The sequence below is a fragment of the Serratia odorifera genome, from assembly GCF_041448735.1.
Lineage (GTDB): Bacteria > Pseudomonadota > Gammaproteobacteria > Enterobacterales > Enterobacteriaceae > Serratia_F > Serratia_F odorifera.
Map to the genome: position 1 here is coordinate 831,064 of NZ_JBGMUT010000001.1, position 25,846 is coordinate 856,909.

At 55.3% G+C, this 25,846-nt stretch carries 27 protein-coding genes and 2 tRNA genes; 10 read left to right on the forward strand and 19 right to left on the reverse strand.

The window, feature by feature from the left end:
- Positions 1–7: 7 nt before the first annotated feature.
- From ACCC84_RS03915 to ACCC84_RS03925, 3 genes are all read right to left on the reverse strand, one after another.
- Positions 8–84, reverse strand: a tRNA-Val gene (locus ACCC84_RS03915).
- A 20-nt stretch (positions 85–104) separates the two neighbouring features.
- Positions 105–181 (reverse strand) — tRNA-Val (locus tag ACCC84_RS03920).
- A gap of 189 nt (positions 182–370) precedes the next feature.
- Positions 371–1,744: an MATE family efflux transporter gene (locus ACCC84_RS03925; protein ID WP_004963533.1), complete on the reverse strand. Its 1,374-nt coding sequence runs from the start codon at positions 1,742–1,744 to the stop codon at positions 371–373.
- A gap of 291 nt (positions 1,745–2,035) precedes the next feature.
- Here ACCC84_RS03925 and ACCC84_RS03930 point away from each other — a divergent pair, with 291 nt between their 5' ends.
- Together ACCC84_RS03930 and ACCC84_RS03935 are read left to right on the forward strand one after the other, a co-directional pair.
- On the forward strand, positions 2,036–2,686 hold the full coding sequence (locus tag ACCC84_RS03930; RefSeq protein ID WP_004963529.1) for a riboflavin synthase: 651 nt from the start codon (positions 2,036–2,038) through the stop codon (positions 2,684–2,686).
- A gap of 46 nt (positions 2,687–2,732) precedes the next feature.
- Positions 2,733–3,032 carry an I78 family peptidase inhibitor gene (locus ACCC84_RS03935; RefSeq protein WP_039992150.1) on the forward strand — a complete coding sequence of 100 codons (300 nt, stop codon included), beginning with the start codon at positions 2,733–2,735 and terminating at the stop codon, positions 3,030–3,032.
- 87 nt (positions 3,033–3,119) lie between these two features.
- Here ACCC84_RS03935 and cfa read toward each other — a convergent pair whose 3' ends face one another.
- Together cfa and punC are read right to left on the reverse strand one after the other, a co-directional pair.
- On the reverse strand, positions 3,120–4,271 hold the full coding sequence (gene cfa / locus ACCC84_RS03940; RefSeq protein WP_004963524.1) for a cyclopropane fatty acyl phospholipid synthase: 1,152 nt from the start codon (positions 4,269–4,271) through the stop codon (positions 3,120–3,122).
- A gap of 344 nt (positions 4,272–4,615) precedes the next feature.
- Positions 4,616–5,821, reverse strand: coding sequence for a purine nucleoside transporter PunC (punC, locus tag ACCC84_RS03945; protein WP_273867937.1), 1,206 nt, complete (start codon positions 5,819–5,821; stop codon positions 4,616–4,618).
- Positions 5,822–5,943: 122 nt separating this feature from the next.
- On the opposite strand from punC, the gene punR reads away from it, so the two are divergent.
- Positions 5,944–6,864: a DNA-binding transcriptional activator PunR gene (gene punR / locus ACCC84_RS03950; RefSeq protein WP_039992149.1), complete on the forward strand. Its 921-nt coding sequence runs from the start codon at positions 5,944–5,946 to the stop codon at positions 6,862–6,864.
- A gap of 26 nt (positions 6,865–6,890) precedes the next feature.
- Here the strand turns inward: punR and purR are convergent, their stop codons facing one another.
- Positions 6,891–7,916 (reverse strand): HTH-type transcriptional repressor PurR, encoded by a 1,026-nt coding sequence (purR, locus tag ACCC84_RS03955; RefSeq protein WP_004963515.1) that lies wholly within the window; start codon positions 7,914–7,916, stop codon positions 6,891–6,893.
- Between the two features lie 324 nt (positions 7,917–8,240).
- Between purR and cydH the strand changes: the two genes are divergently transcribed.
- A complete protein-coding gene (gene cydH, locus ACCC84_RS03960) occupies positions 8,241–8,330 on the forward strand; it encodes a cytochrome bd-I oxidase subunit CydH (protein ID WP_102991009.1) in 90 nt (29 codons plus the stop codon).
- Positions 8,331–8,403: 73 nt separating this feature from the next.
- Here cydH and sodB read toward each other — a convergent pair whose 3' ends face one another.
- Both sodB and ACCC84_RS03970 read right to left on the reverse strand, forming a co-directional pair.
- The gene (gene sodB, locus ACCC84_RS03965; protein ID WP_371901566.1) at positions 8,404–8,982 is read right to left on the reverse strand and encodes a superoxide dismutase [Fe]; all 579 of its coding nucleotides are present in this window, start codon (positions 8,980–8,982) and stop codon (positions 8,404–8,406) included.
- A 220-nt stretch (positions 8,983–9,202) separates the two neighbouring features.
- Positions 9,203–10,045 carry a C40 family peptidase gene (locus ACCC84_RS03970; RefSeq protein ID WP_371901567.1) on the reverse strand — a complete coding sequence of 281 codons (843 nt, stop codon included), beginning with the start codon at positions 10,043–10,045 and terminating at the stop codon, positions 9,203–9,205.
- 412 nt (positions 10,046–10,457) lie between these two features.
- Here ACCC84_RS03970 and ACCC84_RS03975 point away from each other — a divergent pair, with 412 nt between their 5' ends.
- On the forward strand, positions 10,458–10,802 hold the full coding sequence (locus ACCC84_RS03975; protein WP_004963504.1) for a Grx4 family monothiol glutaredoxin: 345 nt from the start codon (positions 10,458–10,460) through the stop codon (positions 10,800–10,802).
- A gap of 63 nt (positions 10,803–10,865) precedes the next feature.
- On the opposite strand, the gene rnt is transcribed toward ACCC84_RS03975, so the two are convergent.
- The 6 genes from rnt to ACCC84_RS04005 form a co-directional block, all read right to left on the reverse strand.
- The gene (gene rnt, locus ACCC84_RS03980; protein WP_004963501.1) at positions 10,866–11,546 is read right to left on the reverse strand and encodes a ribonuclease T; all 681 of its coding nucleotides are present in this window, start codon (positions 11,544–11,546) and stop codon (positions 10,866–10,868) included.
- A gap of 75 nt (positions 11,547–11,621) precedes the next feature.
- Entirely contained in the window at positions 11,622–12,029 is a 408-nt protein-coding gene (gene gloA, locus ACCC84_RS03985; RefSeq protein ID WP_004963499.1) for a lactoylglutathione lyase, read from the reverse strand.
- Between the two features lie 165 nt (positions 12,030–12,194).
- Complete coding sequence (locus ACCC84_RS03990; RefSeq protein ID WP_004963497.1) at positions 12,195–13,292, reverse strand: alkene reductase; 1,098 nt, start codon at positions 13,290–13,292, stop codon at positions 12,195–12,197.
- A gap of 86 nt (positions 13,293–13,378) precedes the next feature.
- Positions 13,379–13,984, reverse strand: a complete 606-nt coding sequence (locus ACCC84_RS03995; RefSeq protein WP_081445081.1) for a TetR/AcrR family transcriptional regulator — start codon at positions 13,982–13,984, stop codon at positions 13,379–13,381.
- 112 nt (positions 13,985–14,096) lie between these two features.
- Positions 14,097–15,737: a phosphoethanolamine transferase EptA gene (eptA, locus tag ACCC84_RS04000; protein WP_004963489.1), complete on the reverse strand. Its 1,641-nt coding sequence runs from the start codon at positions 15,735–15,737 to the stop codon at positions 14,097–14,099.
- A 146-nt stretch (positions 15,738–15,883) separates the two neighbouring features.
- Positions 15,884–16,525 (reverse strand): NAD(P)-dependent oxidoreductase, encoded by a 642-nt coding sequence (locus ACCC84_RS04005; protein WP_004963487.1) that lies wholly within the window; start codon positions 16,523–16,525, stop codon positions 15,884–15,886.
- A 142-nt stretch (positions 16,526–16,667) separates the two neighbouring features.
- Here ACCC84_RS04005 and ACCC84_RS04010 point away from each other — a divergent pair, with 142 nt between their 5' ends.
- The 3 genes from ACCC84_RS04010 (at position 16,668) to ACCC84_RS04020 (ending at position 18,866) form a co-directional block, all read left to right on the forward strand.
- Positions 16,668–17,597 carry a LysR substrate-binding domain-containing protein gene (locus ACCC84_RS04010; RefSeq protein WP_193764798.1) on the forward strand — a complete coding sequence of 310 codons (930 nt, stop codon included), beginning with the start codon at positions 16,668–16,670 and terminating at the stop codon, positions 17,595–17,597.
- Positions 17,598–17,617: 20 nt separating this feature from the next.
- Positions 17,618–17,857, forward strand: coding sequence for a DUF1289 domain-containing protein (locus tag ACCC84_RS04015; protein ID WP_371901568.1), 240 nt, complete (start codon positions 17,618–17,620; stop codon positions 17,855–17,857).
- A 112-nt stretch (positions 17,858–17,969) separates the two neighbouring features.
- A complete protein-coding gene (locus ACCC84_RS04020; RefSeq protein WP_039992752.1) occupies positions 17,970–18,866 on the forward strand; it encodes an aldo/keto reductase in 897 nt (298 codons plus the stop codon).
- Positions 18,867–18,911: 45 nt separating this feature from the next.
- Here the strand turns inward: ACCC84_RS04020 and ACCC84_RS04025 are convergent, their stop codons facing one another.
- Positions 18,912–20,756 (reverse strand): polyurethane esterase, encoded by a 1,845-nt coding sequence (locus ACCC84_RS04025; protein ID WP_371901569.1) that lies wholly within the window; start codon positions 20,754–20,756, stop codon positions 18,912–18,914.
- A 237-nt stretch (positions 20,757–20,993) separates the two neighbouring features.
- Here ACCC84_RS04025 and sodC point away from each other — a divergent pair, with 237 nt between their 5' ends.
- A complete protein-coding gene (sodC, locus tag ACCC84_RS04030) occupies positions 20,994–21,515 on the forward strand; it encodes a superoxide dismutase family protein (protein WP_004963466.1) in 522 nt (173 codons plus the stop codon).
- Between the two features lie 7 nt (positions 21,516–21,522).
- On the opposite strand, the gene ACCC84_RS04035 is transcribed toward sodC, so the two are convergent.
- Genes ACCC84_RS04035 through ACCC84_RS04045 form a run of 3 tightly spaced genes read right to left on the reverse strand, consistent with a single transcriptional unit; the run spans position 21,523 to position 24,669 of the window.
- Positions 21,523–23,562, reverse strand: coding sequence for an FUSC family protein (locus ACCC84_RS04035; RefSeq protein WP_039992146.1), 2,040 nt, complete (start codon positions 23,560–23,562; stop codon positions 21,523–21,525).
- A gap of 3 nt (positions 23,563–23,565) precedes the next feature.
- Entirely contained in the window at positions 23,566–24,429 is an 864-nt protein-coding gene (locus tag ACCC84_RS04040; RefSeq protein WP_039992144.1) for an efflux RND transporter periplasmic adaptor subunit, read from the reverse strand.
- A 3-nt stretch (positions 24,430–24,432) separates the two neighbouring features.
- Positions 24,433–24,669 carry a DUF1656 domain-containing protein gene (locus ACCC84_RS04045; protein WP_182646448.1) on the reverse strand — a complete coding sequence of 79 codons (237 nt, stop codon included), beginning with the start codon at positions 24,667–24,669 and terminating at the stop codon, positions 24,433–24,435.
- A 180-nt stretch (positions 24,670–24,849) separates the two neighbouring features.
- Between ACCC84_RS04045 and slyA the strand changes: the two genes are divergently transcribed.
- Positions 24,850–25,284: a transcriptional regulator SlyA gene (slyA, locus tag ACCC84_RS04050; RefSeq protein ID WP_039992143.1), complete on the forward strand. Its 435-nt coding sequence runs from the start codon at positions 24,850–24,852 to the stop codon at positions 25,282–25,284.
- An 87-nt stretch (positions 25,285–25,371) separates the two neighbouring features.
- Here the strand turns inward: slyA and ACCC84_RS04055 are convergent, their stop codons facing one another.
- Positions 25,372–25,839 (reverse strand): outer membrane lipoprotein, encoded by a 468-nt coding sequence (locus tag ACCC84_RS04055; protein WP_004963455.1) that lies wholly within the window; start codon positions 25,837–25,839, stop codon positions 25,372–25,374.
- Positions 25,840–25,846 lie beyond the last annotated feature (7 nt).

Here is a 25,846-nt window from a genome sequence, read left to right on the forward strand (position 1 = left end):
CAGAATTTGGTGCGTCCGAGTGGACTCGAACCACCGACCCCCACCATGTCAAGGTGGTGCTCTAACCAACTGAGCTACGGACGCACTGAACTGCTACAGGAATTTGGTGCGTCCGAGTGGACTCGAACCACCGACCCCCACCATGTCAAGGTGGTGCTCTAACCAACTGAGCTACGGACGCATCTTTTCCTGTCTGTCATGGCTGACAGCGGGGACGAATATTAACGAGCTACCTGCAAGCTGGCAAGGGGAAAAACGCAAATTTATCCGCTATTTCACGTGATTGCTGAGCTTATGTGCAGTAAGGCGGTTTTTTCCGCAGAATGGATGAGTAAGCCACCGGCCTGAAGCTTCAGGCCGGTGTTGACGGTTAACGGCTGGACCGCTGCATGATCAGCGCCGCCGGCTGGCGTTGTAGCCAACGCATGCGCCAGACCAGCATCACTGCGGCAAACGTCAGTCCGATAATGAAACCGATCCAGAAGCCGCTTGGCCCCATGGCCGGCACGATGGCGTCGGTCAACGCCAGCAGATAGCCGCTCGGTAAACCCAACACCCAATAGGCAATGAAAGTGATAAAGAAAATCGAACGGGTATCTTTATAGCCGCGCAGAATGCCGCTACCGATCACCTGAATCGAGTCGGAGATCTGGTAAATGGCTGCCAACAGCATCAGGTGCGACGCCATCGCCACCACGGCGGGGTTGTCGTTATACAGCAGAGCGATCGGCTCGCGCAGCGCTGCGGTGAACAGCGCGGTGCAACAGGCCATGGCAATGCCGACGCCGATGGCCGCATAGGCCGCCACGCGGGCGCCATCTACGCTGCCTTCTCCCAGGCGGTGACCAACGCGAATGGTGGCGCCTACCCCCAGCGACAGCGGCATCACGAACATCAGCGCGCTGAAGTTGAGGGCAATCTGGTGACCGGCAACCGCGACGATGCCGAGCGGTGATACCAATAGCGCTACCACGGCAAACAGCGTCACTTCAAAGAACAGCGCCAGCGCCACAGGCATACCGATGCCGATCAGGCGTTTCAACGCCGGCCAGTCCGGCGGAGAATAATTTTCCGCCAGTTTGATGTCGCGTTGCGACGGCGCGCGGGTCGCATACCAGCGCATCAGCAGGAACATGATCCAGTACACGCTGCCGGTAGCGACACCGCAGCCTACGCCGCCCAATTCCGGCATACCGAACTTGCCGTAGATGAAAATATAGTTAATCGGAATATTCACCAGCAAACCGATAAAACCAATTACCATACCCGGTTTGGTTTTTGACAGACCTTCGCACTGGTTACGCAGCACCTGGAAGAACAGATAACCCGGCGCGCCCCACATGATGGCATGCAGATAACCGACGGCCTTATCGGCCAGTTGCGGATCGATATTGTGCATCATGTCGATCAGATGCTTGCTGTGGTACAGCACCGCGATGATCAGCAGCGAAACGCCGGAGGCCAGCCAGAAGCCTTGCCGTACCTGATGTGCGATGCGGTCGCGGCGGCCAGCACCGTTCAATTGGGCGATGACCGGCGTTAATGCCAGCAGCAGGCCATGACCGAACAGGATCGCCGGTAGCCAGATCGAGGTGCCAACCGCGACTGCGGCCATATCCGTGGCGCTGTAGGCACCGGCCATAATGGTATCTACCACGCCCATTGCCGTCTGGGATATTTGCGCGATAATTACCGGAATAGCGAGGGCCAATAAACTACGCGCTTCAATAAAGTACTTCTGCACGCATACACCTTTTTGATTATTTAACGATGAAGGAGGGTTGCCGCGAAAGGACAACAATTAAAAATAGCGGAATTTGGTCAAAATGATTGTACCTGCTGATGCCGCTTTAGCAAATGCCATGATCAAATAGTTATTAAATGCGCAGCAATAGATTTTTTGCCGCTGCGGATTTGGTTTTCTGCCACATCTGGGGCAAACTGCCCGAAGCGTTTTACATCTGTACTCAAGCTGCGTTGTGCTGTGCCAGTTCGGCTCTGCCGCGCATCGAGAGGATATACTGAAGAGGCATCTATGTTTACCGGTATTGTACAAGGCACCGCGCCGCTCGTCGCAATAGAAGAAAAGCCCAATTTCCGCACCCATGTGATTGAAATGCCGCAAGCGTTGCTGCCGGGGCTGGAACTGGGGGCGTCGGTGGCGCATAACGGTTGCTGCCTGACGGTGACCGCCGTGGAGGGCAATCGCGTCAGTTTTGATCTGATCAAGGAAACCCTGCGCCTCACCAACCTGGGTGATCTGGCGCTGGGTGATGTGGTCAACATCGAACGGGCAGCGAAGTTCAACGATGAAATCGGTGGGCATCTGATGTCCGGCCATATTATTTGCACCGCTGAGATTGCCAAGATCTATACCTCGGAAAATAACCGCCAGGTGTGGTTGCGTATGCCCGATGCCGAATTAATGAAATATGTACTGCATAAAGGTTTCATTGGCATCGACGGGATTAGTCTGACCATTGGCGAAGTGGTAAATAACCGTTTCTGTGTACATCTGATCCCCGAAACCCTCGATCGCACCACGCTTGGCAAGAAACGCCTGGGCGACAAGGTGAATATCGAAATCGATCCGCAAACGCAGGCGGTGGTCGATACCGTCGAGCGTGTGCTGGCCAGTCGCGAGGCCGCAATGGCGGTGGCGACCGAGCTGGCGCCGAAGCCTTGATCGGGCTGGCGTAACAATAAATACCCAAAACCAGAGGAGCAAAAACGTGAAGTTTTATCGGAAAACGTTGATGTTGGCGGCGCTGATGGCGCTGGCTGCCTGTAGCAGCACGTCAGAAAATAGCGCGGCTTCGCCGTCGGAGAATACGGCAGATGATACCTGTGGCGCTGCGCAGTACCAGAACTACGTGGGTAAACCGCTCTCTTCGCTGGATGGGGTGCAGATCGACGCGCGCCAGGTGCGTACCATACCTTACAATGCTGCCGTCACCATGGATTTCAATCTGAGTCGGCTTAATTTCCTGGCGGATCAGGATGACAAGATTATTCGGGTTTATTGCGGCTGATACCGCCATGATAATCTGCGGTTAATTGGCGATGCCGGTCAGCGATGTCTGACCGGCATTTTTATGCGCGGAGGATTGGCGGCAGGGTTAACGCGGTACGCGTATTCCGCCTTCAACGCCTTGCGGGCTGAAAACAACCTGCCAAAGCTGGATATCCCGCGCGCGGAACGCCCCGGCGCAGGCGTTGAGATAATAGCTGAACATGCGTTCGAAGCGCTCGGAATAACGTTCGGCCAACTGTGGCCAGGCCTGTTTAAAGCGCTCATGCCATGCCATCAGGGTACGATCGTAATCGGCGCCAAAATTGTGCCAGTCTTCCATCACGAAATGACCTTCGCTGGCCTGCGCAATATGTTTGACTGACGGCAGGCAACCGTTCGGGAAGATATATTTGTTGATCCAGGGGTCAACATTCATATCCGTACGATTCGACCCGATGGTATGCAGCAGGAATAGCCCGTTCGGTTTTAAATTGCGCTCGACCACCTCGAAATAGGTGCGGTAATTTTTAGGCCCGACGTGTTCAAACATACCAACCGAGGCGATGCGATCAAATTGCTGATCGAGATCCCGATAGTCTTGCAGCAGGATCTGCACGTCCAGCCCTTCACAGCGCGCCTGAGCCAGTTTTTGCTGTTCGGCGGAAATGGTCACACCCACTACCGAGACGCCGTAGTGCTTGGCGGCAAAGGCGGACAGACCGCCCCAGCCGCAGCCGATATCCAGCAGGCGCATGCCCGGCTGCAATTGCAGCTTTTCGCAGATAATACGCAATTTGCCTTCCTGCGCCTGTTCGAGCGTCGCCGCGTCTTTCCAGTAGCCGCAGGAATATTGCATATAGGGATCGAGCATCAGGGTAAATAAATCATTACCCAGATCGTAATGTTCCTTGCCGACAATCCAGGCACGTTTTTTGGATTGCAGATTGGTCAGCCGTGCAGCGGCAATGCGCAGCGTGTCTTTAAAATGGTGGGGGAGTTTCTTTTCCAGACCGGCGGCAACCACGCGGTGAAAGAAACAGTCCAGCCGTTCGCATTCCCACCAGCCGTCCATATAACTTTCACCCAGCCCCAGTGAACCTTCCTGCAGGACGCGCTTAAAAAACTCGGGGTTTTTAACCTGAATATCGAAAGGACGGGAGCCGTTTATTTCAATCCCCGCCATGCTGAGCATTTCATGGGCAATACGATACCATTGGTTATCCTGGATGCTCAGATCTTCTATACACGATGAACTCATAGCTTCTCCATCACCTTTCTTCTGACTTATGGCCCGTTGGGAAAAAGCTTAGCCAATTTCTGCGGGCATATACGTATCCCTACGACAAATTTCACCGCAAGGTTTGATATCCGACATGAACAGAGGAAAATTCCAAGAGAACCCTGATACCAAACGGCGTGGGGCAACTCATCAAAAAATAAACTGTGACGCCATACGCGTACACAACAAGTACGTGTAATAAAACGCTTTTAGCTATGGTATTTTTAAAGGTTATTTTTTGAGTATAGGCTTGCCGAGGCGCTTACTCAACTGTAAATCGCACTCGGCAAAAATATTCTTTAAGTGACTATTGCCAAAGGCAATTATGACGCGGAGTTAGCATGTTCACGCGGCGTTGACTGCGGTTGCTCGACCGTTTTGCCACGCTGTATCAGGTAGCCTATCGCAGCCAAGACCACGGTAGACACCATCACCGTTACCGTCGCCAATAGCGGTTGTGCGATAAATGCCGACACCAGCATACTGGCAACAAAGCATAAACCCAGTTGCAAGGTGTTTTGCAGTGCTGCCGCTTTACCGGTGCTTTCCGGGAACGGCGTCAACGCATTGGCCACCACGATCGGGTAGACAGCGCCGTTGACCAATGCCATCAGGCAGAACGGAATCAGCAGGGTGGTCAAGGTCGGCGTGGTCAGGGTGGCGACCAGATACAACGCCACCATACTGATGCCATACGCTATCAGCAGCCATGGCAGCAAGGTGTTGCCGTTAATGCGGTTTAGCGCGGTGCGGCAACCGAAGCCGCCGAGCAGGAAGGCCAGGGTCTGCGGCACGTAGCTCAGACCGATGTCATTAGGGCTGTAGCCCATGTTGCCAAGAATAAATGGCGAGCCGGTCAGCCAGGCAAAGAAGCCGGCTGAACAGGCGGCGAACACCATGACGTTACCGCCAAACACCGGCGACTTCAGCAGTTGCAGGAAGCCGATATCGTTGTTGTTGGCGGCGGCCGGCGCAAGGCGCGAACTGTCTTTGAGCAGCAGCGTTGGCACCAGCAGCAGGGCGCTGATCGCCAGCAGCACGGCAAAAATGGCGCGCCAGCCCATGTGATTCAGCAGCCAGGCTCCGAGCAACGGCGCCAGCGCTGGCGACAGCGCCACCAGCGGCATGATGGTAGCGAACACGCGATGGGCGGCGCCCTCGCGATAGCGATCGATAACGATCGCCTGCCAGGTGACCGCAGCGGAACAGACGCCGATCGCCTGAATAAAGCGCAATGACCACAGTTGCATCGCGTTATCGGCCCACAGCATGCCCAGACAGCCGATGCCAAATAGCGCCAGTCCCATCAGCAATACCGGCTTGCGGCCGAGACGATCGGAGAGTGGCCCCCAGAGTAATTGAGCAAAGGCAAAACCGGCCAGGAAGATACTGAGGCTGGCGCTGATGGCGCCGGCAGAAATCTGCAATTCTTGCTGCATGGCGCCAAAGGCGGGCAGGTACATATCGGTGGCCAGGTAGCCGAGCATGCTCAGCCCGGCGAGGTAAAACATAAATCCAAAGTTTCGCATGGTATTTCTCGTTGATGCTGTTGTGCAGGTTTTTTTTAGCGTCGCAAGTGTATCTGGCTGGATCTCTGCTTGTGAAACGGTAATATTTGCAAGCTGTTGTTAAAAAAATTGAAGGCAAAGCGATGTGGTCTGAATATTCCCTTGATGTGGTCGACGCCGTGGCGCGTACCGGCAGTTTCAGCGCGGCAGCGCAGGAACTGCATCGCGTGCCGTCAGCGGTGAGTTATACCGTACGTCAGTTGGAGCAGTGGCTGGCGGTGCCGCTGTTTGAACGGCGCCATCGCGACGTGGAGCTGACGCCTGCCGGCGCATTGTTTGTTCAGGAATCGCGCGCTGTCATCAAAAAAATGCTCGACACCCGTCGTCAGTGTCAGCAGGTGGCCAACGGCTGGCGCGGCCAGTTGAAGATCGCCGTCGATATCATCGTCAAACCACAGCGTAGCCGGCAACTGGTGCTGGATTTCTACCGTCATTTCCCGGACGTCGAGTTGCGGGTACAGCCGGAAGTGTTCAACGGCGTGTGGGATGCGCTGGTGGACGGGCGTGCCGATATGGCAATTGGCGCAACGCGCGCGGTGCCGACCGGTGGCGGCTTTGCCTTTCGCGACATGGGTTTTATGAACTGGCTGTGCGTGGTCAGCGCCAGCCATCCGCTGGCGGTTTTGCCCGGCCCGCTGGATGACGATCGGCTGCGGCCATTTCCCTCCCTGGTGCTGGAGGACACCTCACGCACCTTGCCCAAGCGCGTCACCTGGTCTTTGGATAACCAACGGCGGTTGCTGGTACCGGACTGGGTATCGGCGGTGGACTGTTTGCGTGATGGCTTGTGCGTCGGCATGGTGCCGGCACATCGCGTATTGCCGTTGATTGAGCAGGGGGAACTGGTGGCGTTGCAACTGCCTGAACCGTTCCCGCCCAGCGCCTGTTGCCTGACCTGGCAGCAGAACGCGCAGTCGCCGGCGATGGCGTGGTTGCTGGATTATCTCGGCGACAGTGAAACGCTGAATCAGGAATGGTTGAGCGAGGTGATATTGCCGGAGTAGCGCAATCGCGCCCCCCGGCCGGTGCTTTAGCGGCGGTAATCGACGAACGGGCCGTCGGCGACCGAGCGGCGTTCGATCAATTTGGGGTGGACTTCAATGACCTGCGATTCTTCGCGTTTGCTGATGATGCGATCCAGCAGCATGGTAAATGCCATTTCACCAAGACGCTCTTTTGGCTGATGGATAGTGGTCAGCGCCGGGGTGAAGTAACGCGCGTTGCGTACATTGTCATAACCGATCACTGAAATATCCTGCGGCACGCGCAACCCGAGCTCGTCGGCAGCGCAGATTGCGCCCATGGCCATAATGTCGCCGCCGCAGAACACGGCGGTCGGGCGCTGTTTTTGCGACAGGATCTGGTGCATGGCCTTATAACCGGACTCCGGCTCGAAGTCGCCCTGGACAATCCACTGGTCACGGATGTCGATATTGGCTTCCTGCAATGCCTTGAGGAAACCCTGATGACGGCCGCCGCCGGTGTTGCGCGACAGTTGCCCGGGAATGGCGCCGATGTCGCGGTGGCCACGTTCAATCAGATAACGGCCTGCCAGATAGCCACCTTCGAAGGCGTTGTCGATGATGGTGTCGGTGAAGTCACCGCGCGCGGCGCCCCAGTCCATCACCACCATCGGGATGTTGCGATAATCTTCCAGCATGCCGAGCAGTTGGTCAGGATATTCGGAGCACATCACCAGCAGGCCGTCGACGCGTTTTTGCGCCAGCATCGCCAGATAGGCGCGCTGTTTGTCCAGATTGTTATGCGAGTTGCACAGAATCAGCGTGTAGCCCTTGCTGTAACAGCTGTTTTCCACCGCTTCAATCACTTCAGCGAAATAGGGCGCTTCGCTGGAGGTTGCCAGCAGGCCAATGGATTTGGTGTGATTGACCTTCAAACTGCGAGCAACGGCGCTTGGGGAATAATGCAGCTCTTTAATGGCAGCCCAAACGGCCGCCTTGGTCTCTTCGGCGACGAAACGGGTCTTATTGATGACGTGCGAAACGGTGGTGGTGGAAACGCCCGCGCGTTTGGCCACATCTTTAATCGTTGCCATGTAAAGAATGACTCCTAAACCCACATGTATTTAGCATGTAAGCATGTTGTTAATCGTTTGCCTACGCAGATCCTTCTCCAGAGTCACGAAAACTTGGTTTTTAGTGTGGAAGTCGTCAGCCACTTGACCTGGAGGGACTCAATTGCCGGTGCGCAGCAGTGAACTGCGAATTTTGTCGCATATTGAGCAAAAGTGGAAGTGCTAATCAACATTATAAGCGTGGAATGATAACAAGATTTTATTGGGGAACTGTGGGAAAATGATTTGACGCACCAATACTGTGGATTTTATGCTTGGCGCAGATTATCTGATAAGGAGTTTTTGATGGATACCGATTTAAAAATGTCTTTGTTCACCACCCTGGGTGCATTGGCGATGATTATTGCCTTCAGCTTCACTGCCGCATTGAACTGAATCCTGACTTAATCAATAAAGGCGCAGCTCAATATGAACTGCGCCTTTTTATTTATTGCCGCGTATTGGCCAATTACGCCAGGTTTTCCGCTACGAACGCCCAGTTCACCAGCGCCCAGAAGTTTTCCAGATAGTTCGGCCGCGCATTGCGGTAGTCGATATAATAAGCGTGCTCCCACACGTCTACCGTCAGCAGCGGCTTGTCCTCGCCGGTCAGCGGGGTGGCTGCATTCGAGGTATTAACGATAGCCAGCGAACCGTCGCTTTTCTTTACCAGCCAGGTCCAGCCAGCGCCAAAATTGCCTACCGCTGATTGTGTGAACGCCTGCTTGAACTTATCGAAGCTACCGAAGGCCCGATTGATTGCTTCTGCCAGTTTACCGCTTGGCTCACCGCCGCCCTGTGGCGACAGGCAATGCCAGTAAAAGGTGTGGTTCCACACCTGCGCGGCGTTGTTGAAGATGCCGCCGCTGGCGGTTTTAACGATCTCTTCCAATGATTTTTCTTGAAACTCGCTGCCGTCGATCAGCGCATTCAGGTTAACCACATAAGCGTTGTGATGTTTACCATAGTGGTATTCCAGCGTTTCTGCCGAGATATGCGGTTCAAGCGCATCTTTGGCATACGGTAGAGCAGGTAGTGTAAACGACATTGCTTTCTCCTTCTTTTATATGGCGCCAATCTGGCGTTCCCATCCGGGGACTTTGGCGAACGAATCGCCAGTAACCACTCTTTTTTAGAGGTTATTAATGGTAGCAATTTCCCGACAGGAAAAGGAGTTAAAGCGTGCTAAATCGGGGCAAAAGAGTTATGGCAAGAGAGAAGGGAACGGCACGATGGCGGCCGGGCGAGGCCGCCATCGTCTTGTTGCGTCAGCGAATGGTTTTTGGCGTCATCACGCGGCGGGCACCGACGTAATGATTTTGCCAGTAATCATTATCAAGCTGGCTGATGCGGATTTCCTCCCCGGTGCGCGGCGACTGGATAAATTTGCCGTTGCCCAGATAAACCCCCACATGGTCAGCCGCGCCGCGGTTATTTATGCGAAAGAACACCAGGTCTCCGCTTTCGAGTTCGTTCTTCTTGATCGGCGCCGCATCCCGCAGGTGGAACATTTCATTGGCGGTGCGCGGCATCTTGATTTTCATCACGTCCTTATAGGCGTAATAAATCAGTCCACTACAATCAAAGCCGGTGCGTGGTGAAGTACCGCCCCAGCGGTAGGGTTTGCCCATCTGGTTCATCAGTTTGGCCATCGCGGTCTGTTTGGCGTGCTGATAACGTTTTTTATGCGCAGCGCTGAGTTTTAGCGGTTTTTCATCATGCAGCAGATTTTCGTTACGCAGCCGCTTGGTGGTGGCCAAACCCGCAGTGCGGTGGCGACCATAACCTTTTTTATAGCCTTTCTTCGGCGGCGTAACGCGAATTTTGGCAACCTGTGTGGTTTTACGCGACGATTTAATTCGACTGGTCTTCTTTGCCGTTTTTATGGTCGATGTTTTGCGGGTTTTTAACGCGGTCGTCTTTTGCGGTGTAGTGACTTTGGCTTTCTTGGCCGCCTTGAGCGCTTTCTTTTTCTTGCGATCGTCCAGGCGTGCTTCATTAACATGGGTTTTACGCTGCTCAGCGGCAACGCGAGCCTGTGGCGCGGCATGCGCCAGATTGAGAAACAGCTGTGTAAACAACAGCACAAAGAGCGTAATAATTAAACGCATGTTGACGTTACCAACCTTGGCCCCGAAACAAACTACGAAAGAATGACAGTATTCCCCAAATACGCCATATAAAACAGCGGAGAACCTATAAATAATAATCCATATTGTGAGAAAACGTTAATGGCATTTTTAATCAACGCAAAAAACGCTGCCGAATGGATGAAAAATGGTCTGCGACGCGACTGGCTGGGGATTAAAGCTGCAGCACTCGGCAAAATATATTAGTGAAATGGTCAGATTAAAAATGTTATTCTGAGTGTATGTTTGATCGAAATGGCGTTGCCGACGCTGCGCGGTCGGTGCTGGCAGAATGTCCTTGCAAAAGATGGCGTTTTTTTGCCAGCCGCCCAGCCGCTACAATAGCGGATGTGATGCATGTTGTAGCCCTGAGATGGCTTGAGGAAGCAATAAAATGACGACGATTGAAAAAGTTCAGCAACAAATCGCTGAGAACCCGATTCTGCTGTACATGAAGGGTTCACCAAAATTGCCAAGCTGCGGCTTCTCCGCTCAGGCCGTTCAGGCGTTGTCTGCCTGTGGCGAGCGTTTTGCCTACGTTGATATTCTGCAAAACCCCGACATCCGTGCCGAACTGCCGAAATACGCCAACTGGCCAACCTTCCCACAGCTGTGGGTGGACGGCGAACTGGTTGGCGGTTGCGATATCATCATCGAAATGTATCAGCGTGGTGAGTTGCAGCAGTTGATCAAGGAAACGGCAGAAAAATACAAAGAGCAGGAAGACCAGCAGCCATAACGGCGGTTTCCTGTAATGACAACGGGCGGCGTATATCACATACGCCGCCCGTTTTTTTATCGCTCAGTCAACGTTGCCGACGGCCAGCGGCCAGCCGCCGAGGCGTTTCCAGCGATTGACCAGCTCGCAGAACAGCAGGGCGGTTTGTTCGGTATCGTACAGTGCGGAGTGTGCCTGGCTGCTGTCAAACGCCATGCCGGCGGCGATACAGGCTTTGGCCAGCACGGTTTGCCCGAGCACCAGCCCGCTTAGCGCAGCGGTATCAAAGGTGGCAAACGGATGGAACGGATTGCGTTTCAATCCGGCGCGTTCTGCGGCGGCCATCAGGAAACTGTGATCGAAGTTGGCGTTGTGCGCCACGATAATCGCCCGGTTGCAGCCTTGATCTTTAATGCCCTTGCGCACAGCCTTGAAAATGGCGTGCAGCGCATCGTATTCGCTGACCGCACCGCGCAGCGGGTTATGCGGATCGATACCGTTGAAGGCCAGCGCTTCAGGTTGCAGGTTGGCGCCTTCGAACGGTTCAACGTGGAAATGCAGCGTTTCGTCCTGCTGCAGCCAGCCGTCCTGGTCCATTTTCAGCGTGACGGCGGCTATTTCCAGCAGCGCGTCGGTGCGGGCGTTGAAGCCGGCGGTTTCGATATCTATTACTACGGGATAAAACCCACGAAAACGACCACACAGGGCGTTAAGATCACTTTTTTCGGCCATCAGTTTCTTATCTTCATCGAATGCAGCGCGCATTATGACAAATTTTGTGCCGCCTTGCAGGCGGTTATCATTCCTGGATAAAAAAGGGCGCGGTAAGCGCCCTGAAACTCAGTTGCCGAGGCCGTGACCGGCGTGCTTGTTTTCGATCAGCTCGATTTTATAACCGTCTGGATCTTCAACGAAGGCGATGACCGTGGTGCCGCCTTTAACCGGGCCAGCTTCGCGGGTCACGTTGCCGCCGGCGTGGCGAATGTTGTCACAGGTGGCGGCAACGTCATCAACGCCCAGCGCCAGGTGGCCGAACGCGCTACCCATTTCGTAGCTGTCGACGCCCCAGTTATAGGTCAGTTCAATCACGGCGCCTTCGCTTTCATCGGTATAGCCGACAAACGCCAGCGAGTATTTGTATTCGGTATTTTCGCTGGTACGCAGCAAGCGCATGCCTAATACCTTGGTGTAGAAGTCGATGGAGCGTTGCAGATCGCCGACACGCAGCATGGTATGGAGTAAGCGCATAATTTCCTCTGATTGCAGGTTTTGCCGTGCTTGGCGGCAGATAGTGTGAAGCAAAAAACAGTATAGCGTTGTCGTATAAGGGAATTCAATGAGGGGGCCGGTATAACGACGTGGCGCATTGATTGGCGCGCGGTCGGCAGATTCACCGACCACGCGCGTGGTCACTTACAGCGTTGGGTAATCGGTATAACCTTGCGCACCGCCGCCGTAGAAGGTTTCCGGCTGCGGTTCATTCAGCGGCGCGTTCTGTTGCAGACGTTCCGCCAGATCCGGGTTGGCGATGTAGGCGCGGCCAAACGCCACCGCGTCGATAAAGCCTTTTTCGATCAGGGTTTCGGCTTTTTCGGCGCTGTAGGCACCGGCACCGACGATCACCCCTTTGAAGCGGGCGCGCACCGCATCGCGGAAGGCATCGGAATACGGTTTGCCGCCGGCCCAATCCGGTTCGGAAATATGCAGGAAGGCAATATTGCGCTTGTTCAGCTCTTCTACCAGGTACAATGCCGCTTCTTCCTGATCTTCGCCATTATCCAGCCCGTTGAACGGACCGAGCGGTGAAATGCGGATGCCGACGTGCTCGGCGCCCCATTCATTGATGCTGGCGTCAACCACTTCCAGCGTCAGGCGGGTACGGTTTTCGATGCTGCCGCCGTATTGGTCGGTACGCTGATTGGAGGCCGGCGCCATAAATTGATGCAGCAGATAGCCATGCGCCGCGTGCAGTTCAATGTAGTCGAAGCCGGCTTCGCGCGCATTGGCGGTGGCCTGGCGGAAGTCGTTGACGATGCCGGGGATCTCGGCGGTTTCCAGCGCGCGCGGCGTTGAAGTCGGCACGCGTACCCAGGCGCCGGTTTCGTCACGCACGGTAGTCCGGGTGTCGGCATTGATCGCCGAAGGCGCAACCGGCGCCTGTTGGCCAGGTTGCAGACTGTCGTGGGAAATGCGACCTACGTGCCACAACTGTACGGCGATATGGCCGTTTTTATCATGCACCGCCTGGGTAATTTTTTTCCACGCAGCGATCTGCTCCGGGGTGTGCAGCCCCGGCGCGCCGGCATAACCTTTCGCCTGGAAAGAAATTTGGGTCGCTTCGGTGATCACCAGACCAGCGCCGGCGCGTTGCGCATAGTACTCGGCCATCAGTGGGGTAGGAATATCACCCGGTTCAATGCTACGCAGACGAGTCAGCGGAGCCATAAATACGCGGTTTGGCAGCGTATTCGCGCCAACCTGGATCGGGGTGAATAATTTTTCAATCTTCATAATGCATCCTATTTAATAGACCGGTCGACTAGTTATTGGCTAATAAAAACGCAGGTTAAAAAACATTTACTGTTACGGGATGGTGATTAAGGCTGCGGCGGGCGCAGCAATAACTCGATGCTTTCCAGTGCGCTGGTCAACGGCGCGACCGAACGGCGGATCTTGGCGCGTAACGACGCCCCAAGCCACAGCGCGTACAGGGTTTCGGCGGTGGTGGCCGGGCTCATGGCTACCGCCAGCGAACCTTCGGCGATGCCGCGCTCAATGGCGTTCTGCAAGCGGCCAATGACCTGTGCGCTGCCGATTTCCAACGCGTGACGCATCGGTTCCGACAGATCGCTGACCTCGGCGGACAGTTTCACCGCCAGGCAGGAGTTATGGCACTCGCTGCGGCAATGGTAGCTAATTGCCTGTGCGTAATAGCTCAACAGCTGGTGGCGCGCATCGCTGTTGTTATCGGCAAACAGCGCCTGCATTTCCACATCGTAATGTTCAAAATAGCGTTGCAGCATCGCTTCGCCGAAGGCTTCCTTCGAGCGAAAATAGTGATAAAACGAGCCTTTTGGCACGCCGGCAGTGGTCAGCAGTTCGCTCAGTCCCATGCCGGTAAAGCCCAGGCGCAGGCTCAGGCACTCACCGGTCGCCAATAGGTGTTCTCGTGTATCAGTGTTGCAATGCGTATGTTTTGTCATAATGGGGCTGAGGATAATAGACCGATTGGTCTAGGTCAAGTAGGCGATAAAAAAACCGCTGCGTAAGCGCCGGTCAGGATCGGCGCTATTGTGCCTCATCGTCGTGCCGACGTTAAGCGTTGCCGCTGCGACAGCGCTGCAAAATATCCAGCTGCGGCTGATATTGGTCAGTCTGGATGTTCAGCATACCAAGCAGGGTATGGAACAGGTTGTCCTGCGAAACCTGATCCTGCTGCGCCAGCGTTTGCAGACATTGGCGATTGATGGCGAAGTTGCGCTGATAATCATCCGACATCCACAGCAGCATCGGGATGTGGGTCTGTTGGCTTGGCGCAAACATGTAAGGCGTGCCGTGCAGATACATGCCGTTTTCCCCCAGCGATTCGCCGTGATCGGACAGATAGATCATCGCCGTGTTAAAGCGGCTGCCGTATTGTTGCAACAGCTTGATGGTGTTATCCAGCATGGCATCGGTATACAGCAGCGAATTGTCATAGGTATTGACCAACTGCTGATGGCTGCAATCCTGAATCTGATTGCTGTCACAGGTTGGCGTGAAGCGGCGGAATTCGGCGGTACTGCGGCGATAATAGGCCGGACCATGGCTGCCCATCTGGTGCAGCACGATCACGCCATCGCCTTTCAGGCTATTGAGGTAATCGTTCAACTTGTACAGCAGCACGTTGTCCATGCATACCTCGCCATCGCAATCCTGCGGCAGTTTCAACTGGGTCATGTCGATATGCGGCACGCGGTCGCATGCGCCTTTGCAGCCGCCGTCGTTTTCGCGCCACAGCACATTGACGCCGGCGTGTGCCAGCACATCCAGCATGCCTTCCTGGTGACTGGCCAGCGTGGCGTCGTAATCGCTGCGTGGCATATTGGAAAACATGCACGGCACCGAGATGGCGGTTTCAGTACCGCAAGAGCTGGCGTGTTGGAAGTAAATCACCTTGTCTTGTTTGAGCCGCGGGTTGGTTTCGCGCGCGTATCCTCCCAGCGAGAAATTTTCTGCACGCGCCGTTTCGCCAACCACCAGAACCACCAGCGTTTTCTTTTGCTCGGCGGCGATGAGCGGGCCTTTATGCGCGTCTTTGCCGATGCTGACCAGCGGCAGGTTGCTGGTGAAGTAGCGCTGTTCGGTAAATTTGAGGGTACCGGCAATAAAATCGGACGGCGTAAGCATTTTAACCACGCTTTTATTGTTGCGCAGCAGCGAGGCGTAGTCTTTATAGAACAACGCGGCGATCAGCAGAATAACCACCGCCGACAACATAACGTTGGCAGCGCGCAGGCCCAGCATGTACCACCATGGGTGGGTTTGGCGAATAGTGACAAAACAGACCACTACCGCCGGTAAAACCCCCAGCAGCATCAGCCATAGCCCCATGCGCGGGGTCAGTAGGGCGGTGGCCTCCTGCGGGTTGGTTTCAAAGGCGTTTTGCATCATGTTGCCGTCGATCACCACGCCGTAGCTGAACATGAAATAGTTGGCCGTTGCGCTGCCGAGCAATAACAGGATTATCAGCGGTTTGCGCAAATAAGGTACGGTCAGTACGCTGAAAATCATATTGAGCGCACAGAAAATGACCACCGGCATACTGGCGGCAAAAATAACGCTGTTGAGGTTTTCAAAACGAATGTACGACCACGCCTTATGCAAAAATAACGCGTTCTGGAAGACGGTGAAAAACAGGGCGCTGGCGACAATAAATCCCAGACTGTTACATTGTAACCTCTGACGTAACCACATTGCTGCATTGTTATCCTGAAGGGGGTAATGGCAAGGAATCTACACCACGAAACTTAAGATAACCTTAGAGATTCAGCCTGACGGCAGGATGGTTGAGGTTTGGTTTAGCTGGAGGCCGGCTGCGGCGATGCGCAGCCGGCAAGTGATTAATAGGCGGCGGTGAATTGCGCTTTGATAAACTGTGGGCGTTCGATTTCGTCAATGATGGCTACCGCCAGATCTTCGACCGAAATGCTGGCAGGCGCCGCGCCATTCATCAACAGCGTAGTGGTGCCAAGGCGGAATTGACCGGTGCGTTGGCCGGGTTCCAGCAGCGCGGCTGGCGACAGATAGGTCCAGTCCAGCGTGCTTTGCTGCTGCAAGTTATTGCGCAACTCGCGCACGGCTTTAGCGCCAGGGCGGATATTTTCCGGGAACTCCGGCGTATCGACCAGCTCGACGCCTGGCGCGACTTCCAGACTACCGGCACCGCCGACCACCAACAGACGCTTGACGCCGGATTGTTCCACCGCGCTGATGATCTGCTGCAGACCCGTGACGGTTTTTTCGTACAGATTATCTTCGCCCCAGCCTGGGTTATAGGCGCTGATCGCCGCATCCTGACCGTGCAACTGCTGGCTCAGCCAGGCAGTATCGGCAACGTCGCCAAGCGCGATATGCAAATTGGCATTATCCGGCAGATCTTTTTTCTGACGGGCGATGGCGGTGACCTCTAGCCCGCGTGCCAGCGCTTCATCGACAACGCGACGACCGACAAAACCTGTTGCTCCAATAACGGTAATCTTCATTTGAGTTGCTCCTGTGGCAATTAACCAGTCTGTAAAAGGGTTGAGCGATAACGCTGGTGGTGATGAATATACTGTAGACCTTAACAATCCTGTTGATTAGTGGCATATTCATGCTTTCTTGATTAAGTAAAACTTCATAATGATAGATAAGCTCAATCGGATGGCAATATTCGCCATGGTGGTGGCCGAAGGCTCGCTGGCCGGCGCAGCGCGGCGTCTGGGCATGTCACCGTCGGCGGTCAGTCAGCATATGCGCTCCCTGGAAAAGGCGGTTGGCGTGCCGCTATTGCATCGATCCACGCGCCGTCTGGCGCTAACCGAAGCGGGCGAGGCCTTTTACCCCGGTTGCGAAGCGATGTTACAGCAGGCGCAGCAGGCGGAGCAGCGTCTGGCGGAGCTGCGCGATACGCTGGTCGGCGAACTGCGTATTGCCACCACCGTCGGTATCGGCGGTGGCCCGCTGGCGGAAGCGTTGTCGCCGCTGCTGCTGGCGCATCCCAAGCTGTCACTGCGGATACTGGCGGACGATCGGGTCGTGGATATGATTGAACAGCGGGTGGATATTTCGTTGCGCGTCAATCGGCAACTGGCTGACGCCACCATGATTGCGCATCCGCTCAGCGAATGGCCGATGGTGCTGTGCGCCGCGCCGCGCTATCTCAGTCAGTACGGCGTGCCGGAAACGCCACAGCAACTGGTGCATCACCGCTGGATCACCGGCGGCCATGCCGGATTTCATCTTGATCTGCACCATCAGTCCGGCGAGGTGTTCAAGCTGCGTCAGGCAGAAGGGCAGATTATCAGCGGCAGCATGAATGTGATGCGCGCCTTTACCCGCATGGGACTGGGGATCTCCGGCCAGCCGCTGTATGAAATCGGCGACGAACTACGGCGAGGGGAACTGATTGCGCTGCTACCGGCCTGGCGTCCCTCGGCATTTCGACTGCACGCCTTGACGCTGGAACGAGCCATGCCGGAAAAAACGCGCCAGGCGTTGCGCTATTTGCGTGATTATTTTCGTCGTATGGCGGAAAAGCCGCTTGCCATTGACGGCGATGGCGTCTTCAATTAAAGGATGACTCAGGAGGGCGTGTGGCGCAGCAATTAGAGTTCTTCGACATTCCCAGCCCGTGTCGCGGCATCTGCCAGGCCGACGAGCGCGGTTTCTGCCGTGGCTGCCTGCGCAGCCGCGAGGAGCGTTTTGGCTGGATGCAAATGAGCGACGCGCAAAAGCGCGACGTGCTACGCCTGTGTCGCCAACGCCTGTTGCGTTTGCAACGCGCGCACAAACAGCCCGACGAGCAGCAACCTGAACAACCCTCGCTGTTTTAAATCACTTTATTTACCTGTTTGACGATCTGACGCACGTTCCGACGCGGCGGTGCGTTTCCCTGCCCGGGCGGCTTGTGTATGCTGATGGCAAACAATCTTACGAGGTTTCATGATGGTTAATCGCGTTCAACTTGCACCGCAAGGGCCGGAATTTTCACCCATGATTTGCGGTTATTGGCGTTTGATGGAATGGGGTATGACGCCGCAGCAGCTGTTGGGGTTTATCGAGCAGCACATTGAACTGGGCGTCACTACCGCCGACCATGCGGATATTTATGGTGGTTACGCCTGTGAGCAGGCCTTTGGCGAGGCGATGCGGCTAAAGCCGTCACTGCGTCACGGCATGGAGTTGGTCAGTAAATGCGGTATCGCTACCACTGCCAGGCCGGGTAATCCGATCGGCCACTACATCACCGATCGTGACCATATCGTCAGCAGTGCGGAACAATCGCTAAAACATCTGCATACCGATTACCTTGACCTGCTGTTGATCCACCGTCCCGACCCGTTGATGGACGCTGACGACGTGGCCGAAGCGTTCGTGGCACTGCACAAGAGCGGCAAGGTACGCCACTTTGGCGTGTCCAACTTTACCCCGGCGCAGTTTACCCTGCTGCAATCCCGTCTGCCGTTTTCCCTGGTCACCAATCAGGTCGAGATTTCGCCGATTCATCAGCCGGCGATCCTCGACGGTACGCTCGATCAATGCCAGCAATTGCGTATCAAGCCGATGGCCTGGTCTTGCCTTGGGGGCGGGCGCCTGTTCAGCGATGCCGAATTCCAGCCACTGCGCGCCGAGCTGCAGGCGGTGGCCGGCGAAATTGGCGCCGAAACCATCGAGCAGGTGGTTTACGCCTGGGTGATGCGTCTGCCGTCGATGCCGTTGCCGATCATCGGCTCTGGCAAAATCGAACGGGTGCGTTCGGCGCTGAAAGCACAGAAACTGGCATTGAACCGCGAACAGTGGTTCCGCATTCGCAAGGCGGCACTGGGTTACGACGTTCCATAATATTGCAGCCGGTGCCGGGCAGCGTGCATTGCCCGGCACCGGTTACTAGGCCAGTACCAGTTGATCGCCACTCAGCGTCTGAGCAGTAACGCCGACCAGCGTTACGCTGTTGTCGCCCAGCGTCAACACCAGATTGTCGTCTACCTCGCTCAGAGAGTTGCGGTAATCGCCGCTGGCGCCGCTACCGATAAACACCAGCCGGTCATTGCTCTGCAGGTCATACAGCGTGTCATGGCCGAAGCTGCCGCTGAACAGGAAGGTATTGTTGCCACCGTTGCCGTGTAATTCATCATCGCCGGTGCCGCCGACCAGAGTGTCATCGCCGCTTGAACCGACCAGCTTATCGTTGCCCGCCATGCCAAACAGCCAACCATTGGCAAATTGGGCGGTCAGGGTATTATCCGCAGCGTCACCGCGTTCCGTAACGGCATAGGCCTTGAGATCATTCTCAGCGTGCAGCCCGTCGTCGCTGACCTGATAATCGGTCTGTTTGCTCAGTGGCCACCAGGGGAGGGATTCTTGGGTGCTTAGCGTGCCAATCCCTTGCGCCAGCGTCAGGTTTTCGCCGCTGCCGTCGCGCAGATACAGCGTTTCGCCGTCGTAAGCGATGTCTTGCGTTTGCAGCGAACGTTGCAGATCCAGGGTGTTTTTTCCTTCACCCGCCAGAATAAGATTGAACCCACCGTCATCGCGGAAGGTGTCATCACCGGCACGCCCCTCAAGAAAATCATTGCCTCTGCCACCCTTGATTAAATCGTTGCCGTCGCTGCCAATAATAAAGGTCGGACCGCTGTGCGGCTGGGCATTACGATTCACGTCTTGTACCCAGGTATTGTCGCGGGTGACGTTGGACAGGTTGGAGACGATCACCGTCGAATCCTGCTGCGTCAGTGGGTAAAACTCGGAATTCAGCACGCGCAGCAAGCCGTCCTGATAGGCGAAGGGTAAATGCGACAGCCAGGTGGGCACATTTAAAATGGAAAACGGTAGCATGTTCCAGGCGTCGGATGCGTAGTGGTCGTTGAAATTGACGATATTATTGGTGGCGGACGGTTTGGCCGTATCGTGCACGCCCAACGATGCCGCCGTCAAGTCGCTGCCGTTGAGTGCGCGGAAGACCGGATCGTTCTCATAACCGATATTGGCCACCCGGTTGTCGGCGGTAAACTGGCTTGGCGAAGCGAACGCCAGATAGTTGGCCTGTGAATAAAAACCGCCCCATTGGCTGTCGCTCAGTGCGGCCATGCTGTTGACCGCCAGTCCGCCAAGGCTATGACCACTGACTACGATATCAGCGCCATTCAGGCCGTTGGCCTGGGCGAATTCAGCCACATCGCTCAGTAAACGGCCGAAGGCGTGCTGGGTATAGCTTTCGGCATAGCCATCAGGGCCGAAGCCGGCCAGCAGATCGTTAATCAGGTCGCCGATAGTGTCGCTGACCAGTGACTCACGCGGGCCGCTGGTGCCGCGAAAAGCGATGCCTATCGCGCTGAGCTTGCCCGCTGCGTCATACTTTGCCAACACTTCTGCCTGGGCGGTTTCATAGCCTTTGGTTTCACCGTAATAGGTGCCACGGACGTCCGTTTTGCCGTCATAGGCCAATTGCTCAGCGCTGACGACCGACCAGCCGGCGTTGTTCACCGCATCCAGTGCGGCCTGTTCCGAATCGGGGTTCCATGGAATGCCGGGCAAACCGCCCTGTGAGCCGGTGCTGCCGATCAGCGCGGTGACCAGGGTTAACGGCAGACCCAGACCAAAACCGGTGCTCTGATAACCGGCGGCAAAACCGTTATCGATATTGTGGTAGGCATAGGTGGAAATAGCCATGGCGTCGGAAAATAGCGCTTTGGCGTCTGCTCGATCGAGATCGCGATAATCAAAGATGCCCATATCAGTTCCTTATGACGTTCGCAGCCGACACCGATGAAGATCGGCAATCGCGGCAGCGGTAGGTTATACAGAATGAGCCGAACGACAACTGGTCGGATGACCACGAGCGGTAAAAAAAGTATTAGCAGAAAATCCTTATTATGCGAATTGACTGAATACCCTCCGATCGTCTGGCCGTGGCGGCGCGCATTCGCCTATACTGAAACTTCTGCAATGGAACTCTCTGGAGGTTGATTTATGAAACGTTTTTGGTGTGCTGCCCTTGGTCTGATGGCCTGCGGCGTTGCCCAGGCGGCGACGGAAGAGGTAGATATGCATTTGGTAACGGCGCAGGGAATTGGCCAGGATATTGGCAAGGTGACCATCAGTGAAACGCCGTACGGCCTGGTGTTTACTCCCCAGTTGAAAGCCTTGCCGGCCGGAATACATGGTTTTCACGTGCATGAAAACGGCAGTTGCGAACCGGCAATGAAAGAGGGCAAGGCGGTGGCGGCGCAGGCTGCCGGCGGCCACCTGGATCCACAAAAGACCGGTAAGCACCTGGGGCCGTACGCTGACGGTCATCTGGGCGATTTACCGGCCATTTACGTGACTGCCGCCGGCGTCGCCGATTATCCGGTATTGGCGCCACGGCTGAAGAAAATCAGTGAAATTGAAGGCAAGGCGTTAATGGTACACGTCGGCGGCGATAACCATGCCGATCATCCCAAACCACTGGGCGGTGGCGGCGATCGCTTTGCCTGTGGTGTGATCAAGTAACCCGTGTCTAACGTTGGCCAGCCGGTTTGGCTGTGCCATCGTCTTCTGGCGGCGTTATTGCCTGCTGCAACTGTTGCAGCGAGCAGTAAAGCCGCCAAATCAGCCCCGCCAGATCGCGTGCCGCCGGTTCAGGGTGCTGTGCCAGGCTGCCGCTGATCCGCTGCAACTCCTGTAGCGACGCTGCCAGCGAGCGGTGCTGCACCCCCTTTTCGGTCATGATGCCGCGCAAACTGTGGATACAGACGTCTCGCACCGCCACCAGCGGATCGGAACGGGTTTGCCAGCCGCGCAGTTGCCAGACAATATGACTGCAGTTCAGCAACACGACGCCCCAGCGTAGCAGCCAGCTGCGCGATTCCTGATCCTGGCTCTGATTAAGCTGGCTGATGCGGTGATAAATCAACGATTCAAAACGGCTCTCACTTTGTTGCGGTTTATTGCTTAATTGATCGATAAAGTCACGCCGCAGGGCGCGGATAATTCGCCGGCTTTTGCGTTTGTCCGAGCTGGGCTGCAACACTTGGAACGCCAAGCCGGCCAGCAGTACGCCAACCAGCTTAGCGAGATTGTCGTTGATAAACGCCTGATAATCATAACTCGGCGGATTGGTGACGCTGAGGAACGATCCCATAAAAACGATTAATTGTCCCCACAACGCCGCATAGGGCGGGTTTTGCAGTTTCAGCATTTGCATGGTGATCAGCACCGGGCACAAAAAGGCGCAGAAAACCCAAAAATCGTCGATTTGAATCATCAGACCGAACTTGACGATAAAGCAACCGATTGACAGCAACACGATGGCTTTCAACAGGGTAACGACGCTTTTTATCGGCGATGGCGAGGCAGAATAAAGTACGCAACTGATGGCGGTGAGCGTTAATGCCGAGCTGCCGGATTGCCATTGGGTATGGATCCAGAAAGCGCAGCCGATAACGATGCACAGAAAAGTACGCAACCCGTTGTACGCCGCTTCGTAACTGTCGGTATGGCGTGCCAGCGCGGTAACGTGTGGCGGCTGCATCTGATCGATCGGCGTGGCGCTTTCCAGCCGTTGCAGCCAGCGGCTGGCATCAAGATATAGCCAGCAAAAATGGCGCAGCCGCAGCCAGAAAGCGCGGTGGCGATAGTCTGCGTCGTTGCGCGGTGCGATTTGTTGCAGGATCTGCGCCAGGCGATATTTGTCGGTATCTGCATCGCGCAGCGCGGTCAGCAGTTGCTCCAGTACTGCCGACAGGTTGGCCGGGTGCTCCGGCCAGTTAAGCAGCATGCGTCGCAGGCTGGAAATCACGCTGGTGATGCGCAACTGTTGATGCAGCATATAGTTCAGCAGGTTATTCTGCCGCCGCAGCCGGTAATGGCTCCAGAATGCCTGAATGCGCAGCACGTTCATGGTCAGGATCTGGCCGATAACGCTTTCGTGCGAGGTGCGCATTTGTCGGGTGACATCGGATTGCCATAACATCGCCGCGTGTTCCAACAGCCGTAAATGCATGCGGCGCAGCGAGGTGAGCAGCGCTTCGCCATCCGAGGTGCTTGGCAGGATCATCATCATTAAACCGCCGCACAGAATGCCGGTGATCACTTCACACACTCGCGCCTGGGCGATATCGAATATCTGTAGCGTATCGGTCACGTTGACGGTACTGAAGGCGATGATGGCGGCGGTATAGCCCGCCAGGGCAAAAGCATAAGAAACGTTATTTTGATAATGATTGGAGATATAGGTGCAGCCGCCGATCCAGCCGGCGATAAACAGCGTGAACAACCAGGGGTCGTTCAGGCAGTGGCCGGCGATCGCCATGGCCGCGGCTGCGCCAACCAGGCTGCCGATGACGCGGCCGATGCTTTTGCTGATAACGCCGCCAACGGTAGGGAAACTCACCACCGCTGCCGAGGTCAGCGCCCAGTATGGCTCATCGAGATTGAGCGCAAACGCCACCCACAACGCCAGGCACATGGCAATGGAATTACGCAGCGCATAACGCCACTGGCCAGGTGTGGCCTGTCCCCACGGCGTGCGGCGCCATTGCGGAAATGACAGCTTCACCTATTAACCTTTCTGATGTATTGATAGGGTACAGGTGGTTCCGGCCACCAGCGGTAGATCGGCCGGTACGTTCAGCAGTTTTATCCGCACCGGTACGCGTTGCGCTAAACGCACCCAGGGAACATTGGGTTTAACGTCCATTAATAAATCACCGCCGCTTTCGACGCTCTGGTCGTAAATAGCGCGGCCAATACTCTCGACCTGACCCTGCAGGGGAATATTGCCGTTATATAAAACAATATCGGTCTTGCTGCCGATCTTGATATTTTTCAATTTGGTTTCTTCAAAATAACCGAGCGCGTAAAAGGAGTGAGCGTCGACCAATGCCACCAACGGGGTACCGGCGTGCGCATAGTTACCGATACGCGCCTGTAAATTGGTGATATAACCGTCCGTTGGCGCATGGATTTGCGTTTTGCTTAAATTCCATTTTGCCTGTTCGACGTTGGCCTGTGCGGCTTTATAAGCCGCTTTCATCGCCTGCGCGGTTAAATTCGACGCATCCAGATCCTCGGCAGAAATAACGTTGCGTGGCAGATGGCGGCGGCGTGCGGATTCATGTTCGGCTTTGGCCAAATCAGAGCCCGCTTTTGCCAGCGCGGCCTCGGCATTATCCAGCGCCAGTTGGTAGGGGACCGGGTCGAGGCTGAAAATCAGACTACCCGCAGCCACGTACTGATTGTCATGCACGGTTATTTTCTCTAATCTGCCAGAAACTTCAGGCGTGATAGATACCAGCTCGGCGCGGATTTTACCGTCACGCGTCCAGGGGGATTGCATATAATAATTCCAGCTCCACCAACCGGCGCAAATGGCTACGGCGCACACCAGCACCGTGGAAAAATATTTTAAGGTTTGGCGTTTCATAGGTTACCAACTTGCTAAAATCCATAAGGCGCCGCTAACGGCGATGACAAAAATGGACAGGTCCATCAACATCGGGTGCCAAATGTCTCCCGAATAAATCCAGTCTCGCAACAGATGATGAACCAGCAGCCAAAAAAGCAGGCCCAGCAAAAAAGCGCTAAATATTGGTGGAAAATAAAGCGATGCGCCTAACACCAAATCGGTGAGGGGCGGCCCAATGTGTAACCATGAAGTATTCACATTATCAATCTCTATAGCCGAGCGGGGATGATATTTGCACCCTGATTACGCAATTACTGATAGATTTAGTGGCGAATTCTACAATATATATTATATACATTTGTGTTTTTAATATGAGTTACTCAAAATAGGCTACAATCTGGGAGGTAATGTTAGCATGCTAATTATAAGGAGGGTTAAGTGGAGTCAACATTAGGTTCGGATTTAGCACGATTGGTTCGTGTTTGGCGTGCGCTGATCGACCATCGGCTCAAGCCGTTGGCGCTCACCCAAACGCATTGGGTCACGTTGCACAATATCAATCGCCTGCCGCCTGAGCAGTCACAGATTCAACTGGCGAAAGCGATCGGCATTGAACAACCGTCGTTGGTGCGGACGCTGGACCAACTGGAAGAGAAGGGGTTGATTAGTCGCCATACCTGCGCCAACGATCGCCGGGCAAAGCGTATAAAACTGACCGAAGCCGCGGAGCCGATTATCCGGGAAGTCGACAGCGTGATTACCTCGACACGTCGCGAGATTTTGAGCGGCATTTCGCCAGACGAAATCCAACTGCTGGTGAACCTGATTGGCAAACTTGAGCAGAACATTACCGAACTACAAAGCAAACAATAATTTTTGTCTTTTAAACGATTACATTTACAGCATCAGTTACGAAACCGGAGGCCTTGGCCTCCGGTTTTTTCATTGTTGCCGGCGTAATTACAGCGGCGATACCGTGATGGTGCTGCCGGAGCGCGCCATACGCACCCGTTGACCCGGGCTGAACTTGGTGGTGCCGGCCTTCTGCACCACGATGATATTGTCACCCTTGGTGTCTGGACGGATTTCCAGCTCAACGCCGGAGGTACGGCCTGCGGCTTCGCCAATCTGATCGCCAGCGACGCCACCGGCGACGGCACCCGCGGCGGTCGCCAGGCTACGCCCGGTGCCACCACCGATGGTGTTACCCAGGAAACCACCGATCACCGCACCGCCGATGGTGCCGAGCATGTTAGAACCGCCTTCGCCCGAGATTTTCACCGGACGTACCGAAACCAGGGTGCCGTAGCTTGCCTGTTGCACCTGTTTGGCCTGGGACGCCGAGTAGACGTCACCCGACATGGAATCATTGGCACAACCCACCAGAGAAAGTCCGGCAAAAGCAACAACGATAAGACGTTTAATCATATAAAAC

What these genes read in the sequence shown, in the direction of transcription:
- eptA (WP_004963489.1), bottom strand. Translation starts at nt 15,737, where the DNA reads ATGTGGTTACGTCAGAGGTTACAATGTAACAGTCTGGGATTTATTGTC.
- ACCC84_RS03990 (WP_004963497.1), bottom strand. Translation starts at nt 13,292, where the DNA reads ATGAAGATTGAAAAATTATTCACCCCGATCCAGGTTGGCGCGAATACG.
- ACCC84_RS03970 (WP_371901567.1), bottom strand. Translation starts at nt 10,045, where the DNA reads ATGCGTTTAATTATTACGCTCTTTGTGCTGTTGTTTACACAGCTGTTT.
- ACCC84_RS04055 (WP_004963455.1), bottom strand. Translation starts at nt 25,839, where the DNA reads ATGATTAAACGTCTTATCGTTGTTGCTTTTGCCGGACTTTCTCTGGTG.
- sodC (WP_004963466.1), top strand. Translation starts at nt 20,994, where the DNA reads ATGAAACGTTTTTGGTGTGCTGCCCTTGGTCTGATGGCCTGCGGCGTT.
- punC (WP_273867937.1), bottom strand. Translation starts at nt 5,821, where the DNA reads ATGCGAAACTTTGGATTTATGTTTTACCTCGCCGGGCTGAGCATGCTC.
- rnt (WP_004963501.1), bottom strand. Translation starts at nt 11,546, where the DNA reads ATGCGCGCTGCATTCGATGAAGATAAGAAACTGATGGCCGAAAAAAGT.
- ACCC84_RS04040 (WP_039992144.1), bottom strand. Translation starts at nt 24,429, where the DNA reads ATGAAACGCCAAACCTTAAAATATTTTTCCACGGTGCTGGTGTGCGCC.
- ACCC84_RS03995 (WP_081445081.1), bottom strand. Translation starts at nt 13,984, where the DNA reads ATGACAAAACATACGCATTGCAACACTGATACACGAGAACACCTATTG.
- gloA (WP_004963499.1), bottom strand. Translation starts at nt 12,029, where the DNA reads ATGCGCTTACTCCATACCATGCTGCGTGTCGGCGATCTGCAACGCTCC.
- ACCC84_RS04005 (WP_004963487.1), bottom strand. Translation starts at nt 16,525, where the DNA reads ATGAAGATTACCGTTATTGGAGCAACAGGTTTTGTCGGTCGTCGCGTT.
- ACCC84_RS04025 (WP_371901569.1), bottom strand. Translation starts at nt 20,756, where the DNA reads ATGGGCATCTTTGATTATCGCGATCTCGATCGAGCAGACGCCAAAGCG.
- ACCC84_RS03975 (WP_004963504.1), top strand. Translation starts at nt 10,458, where the DNA reads ATGACGACGATTGAAAAAGTTCAGCAACAAATCGCTGAGAACCCGATT.
- cfa (WP_004963524.1), bottom strand. Translation starts at nt 4,271, where the DNA reads ATGAGTTCATCGTGTATAGAAGATCTGAGCATCCAGGATAACCAATGG.
- sodB (WP_371901566.1), bottom strand. Translation starts at nt 8,982, where the DNA reads ATGTCGTTTACACTACCTGCTCTACCGTATGCCAAAGATGCGCTTGAA.
- ACCC84_RS03930 (WP_004963529.1), top strand. Translation starts at nt 2,036, where the DNA reads ATGTTTACCGGTATTGTACAAGGCACCGCGCCGCTCGTCGCAATAGAA.
- punR (WP_039992149.1), top strand. Translation starts at nt 5,944, where the DNA reads ATGTGGTCTGAATATTCCCTTGATGTGGTCGACGCCGTGGCGCGTACC.
- purR (WP_004963515.1), bottom strand. Translation starts at nt 7,916, where the DNA reads ATGGCAACGATTAAAGATGTGGCCAAACGCGCGGGCGTTTCCACCACC.
- cydH (WP_102991009.1), top strand. Translation starts at nt 8,241, where the DNA reads ATGGATACCGATTTAAAAATGTCTTTGTTCACCACCCTGGGTGCATTG.
- ACCC84_RS04020 (WP_039992752.1), top strand. Translation starts at nt 17,970, where the DNA reads ATGGTTAATCGCGTTCAACTTGCACCGCAAGGGCCGGAATTTTCACCC.